The 16,135-nt window shown below is 67.3% G+C and carries 9 protein-coding genes, 2 pseudogenes and 1 riboswitch; of the genes and pseudogenes, 9 read left to right on the plus strand and 2 right to left on the minus strand.

Annotated elements, in window-relative coordinates; translation table 11 throughout:
- Positions 1 to 582 precede the first annotated feature (582 nt).
- The 4 genes and pseudogenes from CSW58_RS00775 (at position 583) to CSW58_RS00790 (ending at position 4,637) form a co-directional block, all read left to right on the plus strand.
- Positions 583 to 1,299: a DUF2786 domain-containing protein gene (locus tag CSW58_RS00775; protein ID WP_099445921.1), complete on the plus strand. Its 717-nt coding sequence runs from the start codon at positions 583 to 585 to the stop codon at positions 1,297 to 1,299.
- Between the two features lie 352 nt (positions 1,300 to 1,651).
- Positions 1,652 to 2,722: an efflux RND transporter periplasmic adaptor subunit gene (locus CSW58_RS00780; protein ID WP_099445922.1), complete on the plus strand. Its 1,071-nt coding sequence runs from the start codon at positions 1,652 to 1,654 to the stop codon at positions 2,720 to 2,722.
- A gap of 4 nt (positions 2,723 to 2,726) precedes the next feature.
- Positions 2,727 to 3,932, plus strand: a complete 1,206-nt coding sequence (locus tag CSW58_RS00785; protein WP_099445923.1) for an ABC transporter permease — start codon at positions 2,727 to 2,729, stop codon at positions 3,930 to 3,932.
- Positions 3,929 to 4,637, plus strand: a pseudogene (locus CSW58_RS00790) (ABC transporter ATP-binding protein). The gene CSW58_RS00785 and the pseudogene CSW58_RS00790 overlap by 4 nt, the downstream one beginning before the upstream one ends.
- A 138-nt stretch (positions 4,638 to 4,775) precedes the next feature.
- Here CSW58_RS00790 and CSW58_RS00795 read toward each other — a convergent pair.
- Positions 4,776 to 6,274: pseudogene (locus tag CSW58_RS00795) on the minus strand (alpha/beta hydrolase).
- A gap of 75 nt (positions 6,275 to 6,349) precedes the next feature.
- On the opposite strand from CSW58_RS00795, the gene CSW58_RS00800 reads away from it, so the two are divergent.
- The 3 genes from CSW58_RS00800 to CSW58_RS00810 all read left to right on the plus strand — a co-directional run bounded on the left by CSW58_RS00800 (position 6,350) and on the right by CSW58_RS00810 (position 10,700).
- Positions 6,350 to 7,786 (plus strand): LytTR family DNA-binding domain-containing protein, encoded by a 1,437-nt coding sequence (locus CSW58_RS00800; RefSeq protein ID WP_099445924.1) that lies wholly within the window; start codon positions 6,350 to 6,352, stop codon positions 7,784 to 7,786.
- A gap of 296 nt (positions 7,787 to 8,082) precedes the next feature.
- Positions 8,083 to 9,222, plus strand: a complete 1,140-nt coding sequence (locus CSW58_RS00805) for an alcohol dehydrogenase catalytic domain-containing protein (RefSeq protein WP_201721543.1) — start codon at positions 8,083 to 8,085, stop codon at positions 9,220 to 9,222.
- Positions 9,223 to 9,227: 5 nt separating this feature from the next.
- Complete coding sequence (locus tag CSW58_RS00810; RefSeq protein WP_099445926.1) at positions 9,228 to 10,700, plus strand: NAD-dependent succinate-semialdehyde dehydrogenase; 1,473 nt, start codon at positions 9,228 to 9,230, stop codon at positions 10,698 to 10,700.
- 226 nt (positions 10,701 to 10,926) lie between these two features.
- On the opposite strand, the gene CSW58_RS00815 is transcribed toward CSW58_RS00810, so the two are convergent.
- Entirely contained in the window at positions 10,927 to 13,302 is a 2,376-nt protein-coding gene (locus tag CSW58_RS00815) for a TonB-dependent receptor (protein WP_099445927.1), read from the minus strand.
- Positions 13,303 to 13,699: 397 nt separating this feature from the next.
- A riboswitch (glycine riboswitch) is annotated at positions 13,700 to 13,788 on the minus strand.
- A 380-nt stretch (positions 13,789 to 14,168) separates the two neighbouring features.
- On the opposite strand from CSW58_RS00815, the gene CSW58_RS15880 reads away from it, so the two are divergent.
- Both CSW58_RS15880 and CSW58_RS15560 read left to right on the plus strand, forming a co-directional pair.
- Complete coding sequence (locus CSW58_RS15880; protein WP_304441617.1) at positions 14,169 to 15,650, plus strand: nitroreductase family protein; 1,482 nt, start codon at positions 14,169 to 14,171, stop codon at positions 15,648 to 15,650.
- A 57-nt stretch (positions 15,651 to 15,707) separates the two neighbouring features.
- Positions 15,708 to 15,836: a hypothetical protein gene (locus tag CSW58_RS15560; protein ID WP_255406508.1), complete on the plus strand. Its 129-nt coding sequence runs from the start codon at positions 15,708 to 15,710 to the stop codon at positions 15,834 to 15,836.
- The last annotated feature ends 299 nt before the right edge of the window (positions 15,837 to 16,135 follow it).

Raw genomic sequence — 16,135 nt, forward strand, 5'->3', positions numbered from 1 at the left:
GACTCTCGCTTCATCTCGGCCCGGACCGATGGCCTGTTCGCCGGACAGCGGCGACACTTGCAGTTGGGAATTCGCTGGGGTCGCTAGCCCGTAACAGCCGAGAGCGGAGAGTGGGCTTTGTCCGCCCAAATTCGCGGACGCCGTTTTCAGCCGCCAGCGTCGGACGATGAAGAGCTCTTTCCGACATTTTGACAGCTCCCTCGCGGTGATCGGCCTCGTGGTCATGATGTACCGGCGCGATCCGCTATCGCTACTGAGGGTGGCGGACCTGTTGTTCGAGCGCGGCATCGACATTCGCCATGAGACGGTCAGGCTCTGGTGGAATCGGTTTGGAAGACACGCCCAAGAAGCCCAGATCGGCGCCCGCCACCGTCCACGCCCCCCTCAACCCGAAGCGCCACCGCGTCCGCCGCGAAATATTCAAGCCAAGACGCTCGGTCGCCCTGGCCGCGTGGCGCGCCATCATGGCCCAAAGGCCGGTCGGGTTTGGGTCTGCGGCATGTTGCCTGAGACAGGTTAGGGTTGGACTGACAGCACCGTTACCGCTGATGCTGCAGAAATCGATCTTCTTGGGACGCCTCCGTGAACGACCATTCCGATCTGGCCGCGCTTGAAAAACTCAAGACTCGCATTCAAGGGCTGCGCGCCAAGACCACGGACAACGGCTGCACCGAAGGCGAAGCGCTTTCCGCCGCCGCCAAGGTCGCCGAATTGCTCGATCGCCACGACCTGTCGCTGACCGACGTCGAGATCCGCGACGCGCCCTGTGAGCGGCGCGACTTCGAGACTCATCGCAACAAGCGCATTCCGCTGGACGATTGCATCGGCGCCATCGCGAACTTCTGCGATTGCCGGGTCTGGCGCGAGAAGACCCCGGCGGGCGAGGCGCGATACGTCTTTTTTGGCCTGCGCTCCGATATCGAAGTCGCGCACTACCTGACCGAATTGATCGATAGCGCGGTTCGGTCCGAGCTCGGCCGCTACAAGACCACCGCCGACTATCGGCGGTTCCGCCACCAGGAGCGACACCTGGCGAACGCGTCCTTCGCCCTGGGAATGGTCGCGTCCATCGCTGACAAATTGACAGCGATGAAGGCCCGGCGCGACCAGGCCAACACCGGCGCCGGGCGTGATCTTGTCGTCCTCAAGGCGTCGGTCGTGGACGCTGAGCTGGACAAGCTCAAACTGACCATGACGACGGTGCGCCGCCCAACACGCAGGGTATCGCCAGTGGCCTACGACGCTGGCGACGCCGCAGGCGCGTCCTTGGCCCTGGATCCAGCGCTCCGGCAACCGTGACCTCTCATAGCCATCTCCGGAACGGCCGCCTTGGCCGAGCGACGCGCCGTTGGCGCGCGGCCAAGCCGCATCTGGCGATGAACGCCATTTTCCAAATCAACTTGCTCGGGCGCGGGCGCCGTGACGTGCTTGTCCTGGCGGATCAGCCGATGATCTGTTCTTCCGTGGACGCTGATCGCTTCAGTCGTCGGCGGCTTCCCTCCCCCGTCAGAACAACGCGGATCGGGCGCCGCCAGAACGAGACGGCTTCGGTTACGGGCATTGAAGGCCTATCTAGCCAAGCCAGGACTCCGCCGCCCTCTCGACACAGGGGAAAGCGCACGCGGACCGCGTGATGCAGCAAAGGAACAGGATGCGAGCGACTTCAAGACCGGTTCTTTTCCTCGCGGCGGCGGTTCTGGCCGTCGCCGTGACGGCTTGGGTCGTGGTGTCGCGACGGCCGGCGGAGGTCACGGTTCTGCAGATCAGGCCCGAGACCGTCGAGCAGGCGCTGTCTGTCGTCGGCCGTGTCCGTCCGACGCAGCTCATCCAGGTTTCATCGCCCAATCCCGGCCAGGTCGTTCGCCTGCTTCACGACGACGGCGACCGGGTCGCGGCGGACGATCCGCTGGCGGTTATCCTGGCGACCGTGGAACAGGCCCAGACCGAGGTCGATGTCGCGCGCGAGCGGGCAGCGCAGGCCGCGGCGACGGAAGCCCAGCTCAACTATCAGCGCACCCGTATCCTGCACGACCGTGGCTTCGCCGCCAAGGCGGCGCTAGACGCCGCGCGCGCAAGCCTGGACACGGCGAAGGCCAATGTGGCGGCCGCCTCCGCCTCGGTGCGCGCCTCGGCGGAGCGGGCGCGGGAGTTCATCATTCGCGCGCCCATGGCCGGGGTGGTGCTGGTTCGGCCCATCGACAATGGCCAAGTCGTCGCGGCGGGCCAAACCCTTTTTGAGCTGGGCTCCGCGACGGGCATCGAGATCCGCGCCGAGGTGGAGGAAGCCTACGCCGATACACTGAGGCCCGGTCAAATGGCCCGCGCCGCCCTGTCAGGGTCGGCGGATATCTTTCAGGCTCGTGTGACCGAGGTTTCGCCCAGGGTCGATTCCAGCACGGGGGCGCGCACGGTGCGGTTGGCGGCCGATGGCGCTCAGGGCCTTTCGCCCGGCCGCTCGGTTGACGTGACCATCGTCGCTCAGCGACGCAAGGCCGTGGTCGTGCCGCGTAGCGCCGTTCTGGACGCGACCGCCGCCCCCAAGGTCTATGTGGTGGACGCCAAGGCCATCGTACGGGTTCGGCCAATCACCGTGGCGCGTTGGCCCTCGGTCAACGCGATCGTTGAAAGCGGTCTTCAAGTCGGGGACCGGGTGGTGCTCGAGCCCGGCGCGACAAGGCCCGGGGCCCGTATCCGCCCCGTGGCCGCGAAGTCGGGCCGCTGAGGCCGTGTTCGCTCTGAAGGTCGCGCGGCGGTATATGCTTTCCAATCCCTCACAGACCCTTTTGCTGATCGCGGGGGTCGCCCTTGGGGTGACGATCTTCGTGTTCATCACCGCCTTGATCGCCGGCCTCGCCGTGCGCCTGACCGAGCAGGTGACGGGCAACAGCGCCCACATCAGCCTTCAGCCCGCCACGCGTGTGGCGCGGGTCCTGGCGGGACCTGACCTGCCGGTGGAGTCCGTCGCCCTGGTGTCGACCTTCCAGCGCCAGCAGATCCGCGACTGGCCAATGGCCGTCGAACTTCTGCGCGCCAATCCGGCGGTATCGGCGATCAGCATCCAGATTTCCGGCAGCGCCTTTCTGGTCAAGAGCCAGGCCGTCGCGCCCGTGTCGGTGATCGGGTTGGAGCCGCAGGGGATCGACGCCATCTCGCGGATCACCCCGAACATCATCGATGGCGACGGCGATCTGGGGGCGGACGGGCTGTTGATCGGGGTCCGCATGGCCGAGGATCTGGGCTTGAGCGCCGGCCAGTCCGTTCTGCTGCGGACCGAACGGGGCGTGGACCGGCAACTGACCGTGAGGGGCGTGTTCCGCACCGGCCTGCAGAGCCTGGACGAGCGCGTCGCGTTCCTGTCCTTGCAGACCGCGCGACCCTTGTTCGACCTGCCGGAAGGGGTCACCAACATCGAGGTCAAGCTGAAGAACCCCGACGACGCCCGCGCCACGGCCCGCTTCCTGGGCGACGCCACCGGCCTGCGCGCGACGCCCTGGCAGGAGAAGAACCTGAGCCTGGAAGATGCTCTGCGGGCTCAGGGTCAGACCGGCACGATGATCCAGGCCTTCTCGCTGGTCTCGATCATCATCGGGGTGGCCAGCGCCCTTGTTCTGTCGGCCTACAGGCGGCGCGGAGAGGTCGGAATCATGCGCGCCTTCGGCGTGCCGGGCGGCTTCATCCTGTGGGTCTTTCTGATTCAGGGCCTGCTGATCGGTCTGATTGGCGCCTTGATCGGCTGCGCCACCGGATACGGCCTGTGTGTCTGGTTGGAGGGGATCACCAAGGCCGACGGCTCCTCGATCCTGCCGATCGCCCCGCAACAGGGCGGCTATGTCGCCGCTCTGGTCCTGACCACGCTGGGCGCCGTGATCGCCTCGATTCTGCCAGCCCGCTCGGCGTCGAAGATCGATCCGCTGGAGGCTATTCAGCAATGACCAGGGTGCTTGACGCGCAGGGGATCGAAAAGGTCTTCCACAACGGCGACGAGGAAACCCGGGTCTTGAAGGGCATCGACCTGACGCTCGACAAGGGAGAGCTGGCGGCCATGGTGGGGGCGTCGGGATCGGGCAAGTCGACGCTTCTGTCGATCATAGGCCTGCTGCTGCGTCCCACGGCGGGAAGCCTGACCATCAGCGGTGAACGGGTGGACGACCTGTCAGAGCGCAAGCGGGCGCAGTTTCGCAATCGCCGGCTGGGCTTCGTGTTCCAGTTCCACCACCTGCTGCCCGATTTCACGGCGATGGAGAATGTCGCCTTTCCGCCGCCGCGCCGGCGGGGGGAATATCGCCAGCGATGCGTCAGCGGGCGCGCGAGCTTCTGGCGCGCGTGGGCCTGGAGGACCGCATCGATTTTCCAGCCGCCCGGCTGTCGGGGGGCAGAAGCAGCGCGTCGCCATCGCTCGCGCCCTGATGAACCGGCCCGACCTGATCATCGCCGACGAGCCGACCGGAAATCTGGATCGGGAGTCCGCTGATCGTGTGCTGGATCTGATGCGTGAAGTGAACCGGGACGACGGCGCGACATTCCTGATCTGCACCCACGATGAAGGCGTCGCCGCACGGTGCAGCCGTCGCCTGACCCTCAGTGACGGACAATTGACGTCGAATGTCCGCGAGCCTCCGCACGGCGCCTCCGGTTGAGGGCCGGGTTGGGGGCCGAGCCGCCGACTGTACGGAGGGTCGTCCTCCACAAAGCTGGGAACCACCCTTTATTGATAAACAGAAAATCGATTATCGATAAAGAGTGTGCGCCCCTGGTTCCTCATCCCCGGTTCCTCATCACCCCAGCTTGAACCTCGGCGCCGGGAGGGCCAGGCGGGTATCGGCCACTGTCTCGCCGCGGAAAAACCGCACCAGCAGGCCCTGCACCTCGGGATGGGCCTCGAAGACATTGTGGCCGGCGTTCTCGACGACCACCCGGGACTTGCGTCGGAACTGGCCGCCACCTCGTCCTGCTCGGACATCGGCGTGCGGCCGTCCAGCGTACCGGCCAAAAGCAGCGCGGGATGATCAATACGCAGCGGCGCGCGGAAGGCGGGGCCCAGATCGACGCCCGGAACCGCGCCCAGCAGCTGCGGCATCGGGAAGTTCAGCGCTTCGCCCAGCACGGCGGTCCTCGCTTCGCGCCGCACCAGGGCCAGCCGGCCCGGCGAGATCCCCGACGCCAGATCGGTGGCCTCGGGCATGCCGGCGATGCCGAGCAGGTTGGCGAATTCACCCATGAAGGGCTTCAGCACGTCCGTCTGCCCCGTATCGAGCGCCAGATAGAGTCCCGGCAGCATGACCAGGGTCTGCGGATTGGCGATCAGCCCGCCCGTCATGAGCTGGATGGCGAAGCCGCCAATGCGCAGCTCGATCGGCGCGCCGTTCAGCGTCGCGGTCATCCTCACCGGCGCCGCCTCCAGCTTGGCGTGCACGCGCCGCATCAGGGCCGACAGGTCGGGGATCGCCGCGCGGACGGCGGGGTCGGCGTCCAGCAGGCCGTCCACCTGGCGCAGCAGGGCGTCGATCGCGGCGGGCCGCTTCACCGTCTGGTCCTGGCCCTCCAGGCTGGCCAGGGCCACGCGATTCACCCGGTCGCCGTGCCGCCTGAGCATGCTCAGCGCCAGGTGCGTGCCATAGCTGATGCCCCAGAGATCGACCTTTTCCGCGCCCAGGTGGCGTCGCAGGTCGTCAATGTCGTCGGCGTTCTGTTCGGTATTGTAGCCGGTCATGGCCACGCCGGCCTTGGTCCAGTCGGCCCAGGCGCTCTGGAAGTCCTCGCGGAAATAGGCGGTCAGACCCGCTTGGGTATATTCCGGCGGCGGGCGAGTCGAGGGCGGCCGCTCGGGGATGTGGTTGGACAGGCCCGTACCGCGCTGGTCAAAGGCGATGACGTCGGCCACCTCGCACAAGGCCATCATGATCGGAAAGCGCGGTCCTGACAGCGCGCGTGTCGCCGTGCCGCCGGGGCCGCCGGCCAGATAGACGATCGGCGGGCCCGGCTTGGCCGCGGTCGAGGCGAAGCGGACATAGCTCAGCCGGATCGTCCGGGAGCGGGGATCGCGACGGTCCTCGGGGACGTCGAGGAAGCCCCGCTCGGCGTCGGTGTCCTGGCCCTGCCAGCCCTTGAATCGGAAGGGACCGGGCTGGGCCGGAGAGGCCGGCGGCGGGGGCGCCGAGGCCTGGGCGAAGGCCAGGGCCGGAAAGGCGAGGCCGGCGGCGGCGAGCAGGGCGCGGCGATGAAGCGAGGTATGGGTCATGCCGACAGCTGAGCCGTCCGCGGCGCCGTCGGCCACCCAGCTTCGGTCAACGGCGCCCAGCCATCGGCGAACGGTGGCGCATCTCGGCGAGCGGCGCCCTAAGGTGGGGCCATGTGGCGACTCTTGTTTCTCGGCCTGCTCCTGACGGGCTTCACGACCCTGGCCCAGGCCCGGGACCTGTCATGGCAAGCCTGCGAAGGCGCGGTCGGTCCGGCCGGTCCGGTGCTGAGCGACTGCCGGCCGATCCAGGGTGTCGTCGATCCCCAGGGCCGGGAACTGTGGATCCGCTCCACGATCGGTGCGCCCGGCGACACCCGGCCCCGCGCCCTTTACCTGGCGGGAGTCGCCTCGTCCGAGGCCTGGCTAAACGGCCGGCGCCTGGGCGTCAACGGACGGCCCGGCGCGCTGGCGCGGAACGAAATCCCCGGGCGATACCAGACGGTCTTGCCGATCCCCGAGACGATCTGGCGGCCTGGCGAGAATAGGCTCGTGCTGCACCTGTCCTCCTTCCATGGCGGGCTGCGGTTCGCCGCCCCGATGAGCGCCCTGGTCGTGGCGCCCTATCCCTATCCGCAGCGCATCGCCCTGTTGGCGCTGACCTTCGTGGCGACCGGCGCCCTGCTGGCCGCGGCGTTCGGCTTCGGCGTCATCCACGCCTTGCGGCGGACGGGGTCCAGCCTCGTCCTGGCCGCCATGGCCGCGGTCGCGGCCCTGCAGGCCATCGTGGAGAGCCTGCGGTCGCTGTTTGACTATCCCTATCCCCTGCATGCCTGGCGGATGAGCGCGATCTGGCTTTTGGCGGCCACCTTCGCGGTCCTTCTGGTGAGCTATGTCGTCACCCGGTTCCTGCCCAGGGCGCGCGGCCTGATGATCGGCTTGGCCCTGGGCGGGGTCGGCGCCACGGCCCTGCTTCCGGGGTTCGACATCAAGACAGCCTGGGCGCTGATCCTCGGGGTGGCCCTCGCCGCTCTGCCGGCCGCGGCGGGCGTGCGCGATCGCCGCCCCGGCGCGCGGCTGACCCTCGCCTATCTGGCCGTCTTCCTGGCTCTGGCCGTCGGATTCCCCGAATGGCTGGCCGACTTCTCCTACTTCCTGCTGGCCGCGGCCCTGGTGCTGCCGCTGCTGGTGGTCGAGGTGGTGAGGCTCGGCCGCGACGACCGCGGCCGCGAGGACGCCCTAACCCGCGCCGCCAGCCAGCCTGACCGCCTGACCGTGGCTTCGGCTCGCGGCGTCGAACTGGTGGCGATCGCGGAGATCCTGGCCGTGGTGGGGGCCGATGACTATGTCGAACTGCGGCTGGTTGGCGGCCGCAGCCTGCTGCACGCCGCGCGCCTCGACGGGCTGGCGACCCAACTGCCGAGCGGCTTCCTGCGGGTCCACCGGTCGGTGATCGCCAACCTGGCGCATGTGCAGCGTCTGGAGCGCGACGGCGACCGCTGGCGGCTGCATCTGAGCGAGGGGGCGCCCCTGCCCGTCAGCCGGTCGCGCCAGCCCGCCGTTCGCGGGGCCCTGGGCGGCCCTCCCGCCGTTGGGGCGACGTCGGCCTAGCGCCGTCACCGGCTCGACTGTCCGCAGAATGTCGCGGGTTCTCTTCAGCCGTCATGCCGCCGGCGCCCGCCTTCGACAAGCCGGTGACGGCCAACCTGGCCAATGGCGGCCTGGCCCCCATGGTCAAGGGTGACGATCTGGCCGATATAGGCTTCGCCTTCGCCCTCTATCCGTCCCTGAACCATGGAACAGGCCCTGATCCGCCTGCGGGACAATGGCGACGGCGAGCCGGCCGACCTGCCCATGTTCGACGTCGAGGACGTCTGGGCGTTCGAAAAGAAATGGGGAGGTCAGCAGTGACCCGTAAGATTCGCGCCATCGTTCTTGACGCCTGCGGTTGCTGCGCCCGCCCCTATGGCGACTCCGCGCCCCTGCGGGTGGCCGAGTTGGTGCTGGATGATCCCCAACCCGGCGAACTGCTGATCCGCATCGACGCCGCAGGCCTCTGCCATAGCGACCTGTCGGTGGTGAACGGCGACCGACCGCGCCCGATGCCCATGGCCCTGGGCCACGAAGCCACCGGGATCATCGAGGCCCTGGGCTCGAGCGATGATCCGGTCTTCAAGATCGGCGACCGCGTCGTGATGGCCTTCCTGCCGGCCTGCGGCGAGTGCGAGGACTGCGTGGCCGGCGAGAGCTATCTGTGCGGCCCTGGCTCGCGCGCCAATGGCGAGGGCCGGATGCTGCGCGGCGGCTCGCGCCTTCGCGAAGGCGACACGCCGATCAAGCACCATCTCGGCGTTTCAGGCTTCGCCGACTATGCCGTGGTTGATCGCTGCTCGGCGGTGAAGATCGACGATGACGTCCCCGCCGAGATCGCCGCCCTGTTCGGCTGCGCGGTGCTGACTGGCGTCGGCGCGGTGATGAACAGCGCCAAGGTGCTGCCGGGCGAGAGCGTGGTGATCTTCGGCCTGGGCGGGGTCGGTCTTTCCGCCCTGCTGGGCGCGGTCGCCAGCGGCGCCAGCCCGATCATCGCCATCGACCCCATCGCCGCCAAGCGCGACCTGGCCCTGAAGCTGGGCGCCGTCGCGGCCTTCGCGCCGGCCGAGGCCGAGGCCGGCCTCAAGGCGGTGCTGCCGCGCGGCGCGGACGTGGTCATCGAGACCGCCGGCAAGGCCGCCGTGCTGCTCGCCGCCTATCACGCCGGCCGCCGCGGCGCCCGGATCGTCACCGTCGGCCTGCCCAACCCCGCCGACATGCTGACCTTGCCGGCCGTCTCGCTGGTGGCCGAGGGCAAGACCCTGATCGGCAGCTATATGGGTTCAGCCGTCCCGGCCCGCGACATTCCCAAATATATCCGCCTCTGGAAGGCCGGCCGTCTGCCCGTCGAACACCTGTTGACCTCGCAAAGCCCGCTGGGCGACATCAACCAGCTGCTCGACGCCCTGGCCGATGGCTCGGCCATCCGCCAGATCCTTCTGCCACAGGTCGCCTGATCGCCATGCCCCAGCTCAATCCCCTGAACCTCACCGACCCCGACCTGTTCCGCCAGAAGGCCCTGATCGGCGGGCAGTGGATTGACGCCGTCGACGGCGGCGTTCTGACGGTGACCGACCCGGCGACGGGTGAGGTCATCGGCCACGTCCCCAATCTCGGCGCGGCCGAGACCCGCGACGCCATCGCCGCCGCCGCCCAGGCCTTTGTCCTGTGGCGCAAGAAGACCGCCGGCGAGCGCGCCGGCGTCCTGCGCCGCCTGTTCGACCTGATGCTCGCCAATATCGACGACCTGGCGAAGATCATGACCGCCGAACAGGGCAAGCCCCTGGCCGAGAGCGTCGGCGAGATCCGTTACGCCGCCAGCTACATCGAATGGTTCGCCGAGGAGGCCAAGCGGGCCTATGGCGACATCATTCCCGAGAACCGCGCCGACCGCCGGATCCTGGTCCGCAAGGAGCCGATCGGGGTTTTCGCCGCCATCACGCCGTGGAACTTCCCGGCGGCGATGATCACCCGCAAGGCGGGCGCGGGCTGGGCCGCCGGCTGCACGGGCGTGATCCGACCGGCCAGCAAGACGCCGTTCTCGGCCCTGGCCATCGGCGTCCTGGCCGAGCGCGCCGGTCTGCCCGCGGGCGTGTGCAACATCATCACCGGCTCGGCCGCGCCGATCGGAGCCGAACTGACCTCCAATCCGACGGTGCGCAAGCTCAGCTTCACCGGCTCGACCGAGGTCGGCGCCACCCTGCTGGCCCAGTGCGCCCCGACCATCAAGAAGACCTCGATGGAACTGGGCGGCAATGCGCCGTTCATCGTCTTCGACGACGCCGATCCGGAAGCCGCCGCCCAGGGCGCCCTGGTGGCCAAGTTCCGTAACAGCGGCCAGACCTGCGTCTGCGCCAACCGCCTGCTCGTTCAGTCAGGCATCCATGACCAGTTCGTCGCCGCGCTGCATCGCGCCGTGGCCGGCCTGACGCTGGGATCGGGCCTCGAGGAAGGCGTCAATATCGGCCCCCTGGTCGACGCCGGGGCCCTGGCCAAGGTCGAGCACTATGTGCGCGACGCCGTGGAGCGCGGCGCCAAGGTGCTGACCGGCGGCGCCGTGGCCGCGCGCGGCGGCCTGTTCTATCAGCCGACCATCCTGGTCGACACGCCTGTCGACGCCCTCTGTTTCAAGGAGGAGATCTTCGGGCCGGTCGCGCCGATCTTCCGCTTCGAGACGGAAGAGGAAGCCATTCACCTGGCCAACGACACCGAGTTTGGCCTGGCCTCCTATGTCTATACCCGCGACCTGTCGCGCGCCTTCCGGGTCAGCGAAGCTCTCGAATACGGCATGGTCGGGATCAATGAAGGCCTGATCTCCACCGAGGTGGCGCCGTTTGGCGGCGTCAAGTCCTCGGGCCTGGGCCGGGAAGGCTCCAAGTACGGCATGGATGACTACATGGAGCTGAAATATGTCGGGATTTGCATCTCGGCCTGATCCCTCGGCCCCTGTCTTTTCACAAGCGATCCGCCCCGCGGTGAGGCCTCAGCCTCGCCCCGCCGCGGCGGCGACCAAGCCTGAGCGTTCGCGACTGTGACCTCGCTATCGATCCGCGTCGACTGGCCGACCTCGGGCAGGTCGATGGGCAGGGTCCCCGGGTCGGCGCGGGCGGGCGCGAGAAGGTGTCCGGCCGGCCCCGTTCAGGGCCGACCGGACAATCGTCCTAGAAGTCGGCGGAAAGCGTGAACTGGATGGTCCGGTGCGACCCGGGACGGAAGGTGGCGGCGGTGTTCACCGTCGTGCCGATCGTGCCCAGATAGTCGGTATCGAAGATATTATCGATATTGACCCGCGCCTTGACCTGTTCGAACGGACCGACGCCGAAGCCGTCGCCCATGTCGACATAGGCGTTCCAGATCATGTAGCCGGCCGCGTGCTCGCTGTTGATGAAATTGGTGAAGCGGTCGTCGATCAGGCGGCCCGACAGGTTGAACACCAGGCCGTCGGTCGGCTCGACCGTCACCCCGCCCTGGAAGATCCATTTGGGGAAGTCAGGCACCGCCTTGCCGGCGATCTTCAGCGCGGCCGGGGTCGGGGTCAGGACGAACTTGGCGATGTCGTCCTGGAATTCCGAGAGGTTGTAGGAAATGTTGGTGTTGAAATAGACCTTGCCGGCGAACAGATCCGGCTTCCACTGACCGCTGAACTCGGCCCCCGACGCTTCCACCGCGCCGACGTTTTGGAAGAAGTTCTCGGTGGTGGTGCTGCCGGGCACCAGGGCCGAGAAGGATTGCAGGCGGTTCTTGAACTCGGTCTTGTAGATCACGAACGAGGCGTTGAAGGTCGCCCGGTTGGCGCGATAGCCCAGTTCCAGATTGGTCGAGGTTTCGGCCTCGGGGGCCGGAACCAGCGGGCTGGCGGCCGACAGCACGTCGTCGACGCCGCGCGGCAGGGCCATGTTCTCCGAATAGGACGCGAAGACCTGGTCGCGCGGGCCCACCGAATAGACCAGGCCGACCTGGGGCAGGAAGCTGTCGGACCAGTTGGCCGCGATCACCGGCCGCCGGCGGTTGATGTAGTCGGCGGGGTTGCGGTAGCCGCCGATCTGGTAGTCGACGTCCAGGGTCTTGAAGCCGATTTCCAGCTTCAGGTCGTCGTCCATCAGGCTGAGCGTGTCCTTCAGGAAGAACTGGGTGGTCTCGCGCGTCGAGACATAGTTGCGCTGCAGGTGGACGGGCTCGTTGAGCAGGTGCGCGCCGTCCGGGTCGCCGCCCACGACATTGTACCGGGCCTGCGTACGGTGATAGTCGTCGTTCTCAAGCCAGACGCCCGCCTCGACGGTGTTGATGCCGATGCGCCATTCGCCCTTGGCCGTGACGCCCTTGCGGATGCCGTCGACGCTGGACAGGCCATATTGCAGGCCCTTGGGCGCGGTCAGGCCGGTGACGATCAGCCGTTCGGCGTTGTAGCTGGCCAGCGAGGTCGCATAGGCTTCGGGCGAGACGCCGTAGCCGCTTTTGTCTTCGTAATAGGCGGTGGCGGTGACGTCGATCGCCTCGCTGAGCGCCGATTTCAGGGTCAGGCCGTAGAGGTGGTCCTGACGCTTGTTGATCGCGAACTTGTAGTACTGGTTGTAGGCGGCGTTCGAGTAGGCCACTCCGGCCGTCGTCATCGGCAGCGAGCCGGCCGTGGTCGGCGAACCGACCGGGCCCGACGCCGGCACATAGCCCAGATAGGCGAAGTCGCGGCCCTTGCGGCCGAAGATGTCATTGGCGCTGCCGAAATACTGCGCCTTGGTGATCGACGGCGAGTCATAGTCGAAATAGTCGTTGTGCACGGTCTGGAAGGTCAGGCTGGTGTCCTCGCCCATATCCCAGCGCAGCTTGCCTTCATAATGGGTGCGATCGATGGTGCCCGGTCCGCGCCACAGGTCGCCCTTGATCCACGAGCCGCTGACATAGCCCGAGAACGGACCGACCTTGCCGCTTTCCAGCCGCAGGAAGGTGCGCTCCAAAGCGTCGCTGCCGCGGGTATAGCTGGCCGAGCCGCCGAACGCCTCGCTGGGGGCCTGGGTGAAATAGTCGACGATCGGCCCGAGCGACGCATAGCTGGGCAGGGCCACGTCGCCGGCCCCGGCCGAGGCGGTGACCCGCAGCAGGTTTTCGTTGTCGACATAGCGATAGATCGGGCTGCCGCCGAACTGGTCGCTGCGGCCCATGGGAATGTCGTCCAGCAGGAAGCCGATCTGCTGGAAGTTGAAGGCTCGCACCGAGACCGAATTGCCGAACTCGTACATGCCCAAGGCGTCATTGGCCTGGACGTTGAAGCCCGGCAGCGACTCGAGCATTTTCAGGCCCGTCACGCCGGCGGGCGCCGACAGCAGCGCCTCGCGGGTGATCGAAACGGTCGCGGTCGCGGCATCGGTGCCGATGGCGATGCTGGCTTCCGACACCCGCTTGCCGGTGACGACCACCATGTCGACCTCGGTGGCGGGTTGGGCTTCCTGGGCCAGGACGGGCGTCGCGCCCCCCAGGAAGGTGGCGGCGAGCAAAGCCGCCCGGAGTGGACCCGAGGCCCGCGAAGTACGTTTGTTCGTCATGACTATCCCCAATCATTTTGACTGAGGCCAAACTCAAAGTTCTCGCCGGCTCCGTAAATGTAGAAAGAGGGTCCACAGAGGCAATATTGGATTCAGGGCGAACGCCACGCATCCATGACCAAATTATGAACACGTTCAGTCAGATTTACTTCGCTTTGGAATCACAGCGTCACGACAACCGTGAAAGGCATCGCGTTAGGGTTGGTCAATTACTTAAGGGTGCAGAGGCAGTTTCTGGATATCAGGTCATGGGCAGCCAAGAGGTGTCGTGACAGACCGTCACGGCCCGCCTTCCGCACCCCCGCTGTCCTTGGCGCCTGAGAGATTCAGCGACCCGGGGGCCGCCTTGCTCCTTCGGCGAGGGCGCACGCAGACGCGTCCTGCTTTCCAGCGTTTAGAGGCCGTCGCGGTCCTTTTGCTTGAGCGTTTCCGGGGCGGTTTCGCCTTCAGCGCCGGGCCAGGCCCGGTCTCTCCCGCGAGAGCAAGGCCAGTCAGCGCCGCGACAGGGCCCCGCGTCAATTCAGGCCGAGGCCGCAGGCCCCCGCGGAACGCCGGGCGCCCCCATTCGACGCAACCCGCGCCGCTTTTCGCGGCGCTGAAGCGCGACAGCCGCCGGCCAGGCCGCGCGCCATCGTGGCTAGAGGGCCGGTCGGACTGGGCTTTGCGATGAACGCTCCCCGCCATCCAGGATGGAACCAACCCCGCATGGCGACCAGCCACAATTGCGGTTCGTCCAGGTTAAAGGTATGTGAATAAAGGTCGACGTGATCAGGCGGGGGAGCAGGATGCGAGCGGACGTTTCTGAACAATCGGCTTCCAGCGAGAGCCATGGGTCCGTCGCCAAGGCCTCGGCCTCTTCCAGGCGCATGGCGATCCGGCTCGCCAGTCCCGCGACAGGGCCTGACATCAAGCTCCATTATATCGGCGATCATGCCCGCTACTCGAATCTGACCTCGGCGCAATTTCTGTCCGACGATCTGCTCGCCTGCGGATCGTTTGACGGCCGTCGGATCGATCTCGTCGCGATCGACCACGCCAATGGCAGGCTGAAGCGCCTGCACAGCGCGCCGGGCACCTACCAGGGAAAGCGGGTCCAGAACGACCTTCTCGGCGCCACGGCCTCAGGCGAGTTCTTCGCGACCAGCAATTTTCACTCCGGATCGTCGACCCTCTACAGTCACGATGGACAGAAGATCTTCCACGTCCGTGACTTTCCTGTTCGGATAAACGGCTTCGTCCATGGCGTGCGCTTCCACAGCGATCGCGTCTTGGCCCTGACCGCCTGCAGCGGCCCAAAGGGCGTGCATTTCTTCGATGTCGAAAGCGGCGCGCACCTGCTCGGCATCAAGATCGACCGCAAGTGCCAGGACATCGTCTTCCTGTCCCCGAACCGGATGCTGGTCCTGGCGGTGACCGGTCATCCGCGGTTCACGGCCTTCCCCATCTACGATTCCGAAATCTGGGTGGTCGACTTCGATCTCAAAACCGGAACAAGCGAGATCCGCGGCGGCCGGCGGTATCACAAGGCCCACTATGACGCCGGGGTCATCCACGAGGGCACGCTGCTCATCACCGACCAGTACAATAACCGCATCCAGATGATCGATATCGACAGCCTGGAACGGGTGGGCGCGCTGAACGGCTTTACCTTCCCCCACGGCATTGACATCCGTAACGGCGTCATGGCCGTCACCAACTACGGCGCCTCCACCCTGACGGTCGACCAGCTCGCCTCCCCCCTGCGCCGCAAGGCGGCGGGCGGCTCGCCGTCGAACGCCCAGAAAATGCCCTTCGCCGAGGCGAGGCTCGCCCCGCCCGAGTCCGCGCCTGAAGTCGCAAGTCAGCCGGCGCGCAGCAGGCCGTCAACGCCTGAGCCTGCCAGGCCAGGGTTGCCGTTGGAACGCCGCGCCGGCATAACCCCTGCCGCTCGAAGCCGAGCACCGTTTTGTCAGGGCCCGACCATGAAGTTCGACGACGTCATCCTCGGCCGCCGGAGCATCCGCGGTTACAAGCCCGATCCCGTGCCCAGGGCCCTGATCGAGGAAATCATCGCCCTGGCGATGCGCGCGCCGTCGTCGATGAACTCCCAGCCTTGGAACTTCTACATCGTCACCGGCGCGCCGCTGGACCGCATCCGGGCCGGCAATACCGAGCGGACCCTGGCTGTGGGGTGCCGCAATCGCGCGAGTTCCGCACTGGCCAAGCGTTCGCCGGCCCGCATCGCGACCGGCAGGTCGGCGTCGCCAAGCAACTGTTCTCGGGCCATGGGCATCGAGCGCGACGACAAGGACGGGCGCCAAGACTGGTGCTGCGCGGCTTCCGGCAGTTCGACGCGCCGGTCTGCGTGATCGTGACCTATGACCGGGTGCTGGACGGCAGCGACGACACCCCTTCGATTCGGCGCGGTGCGCAGTGCCTGCGACCAGCGCCGTGGCGCGCGCCTGGTCGCGCGGCTTGGCGCGGTGATCAACAGCCAGGGCATCATGCAGTCGCCGGTCGTCCGCGAGCACGCCGGCATCGCCGACGACCAGTGATCATGAAAAGCATCGCCCTGGGCTGGCCGGACGAGGACTTCCCGGCCAATGCTGTGGTCTCCGAACGCAAATCCGTCGCCGAAGCCGCGGTGTTCGTCGGCTTTGGCGATTAGCGGCGGCGGCGGGGGGTCTTCAGACGCCGCCGGTCAGCGGGCTGTGAACCTGCCCACGGAGACACCGTGCAGCGAACCCGCCGCTCAAGACCGAAGCCCGCTTCATCGGGCCCTGGCTTTGGCATGGCTCTTTCGGGTCAAGTTGCTAGGGTGGCCCGACTGAAGTGGAGTGTCGGCTATCCGCGC

Source organism: Caulobacter sp. B11, assembly GCF_002737765.1.
GTDB lineage: Bacteria > Pseudomonadota > Alphaproteobacteria > Caulobacterales > Caulobacteraceae > Caulobacter.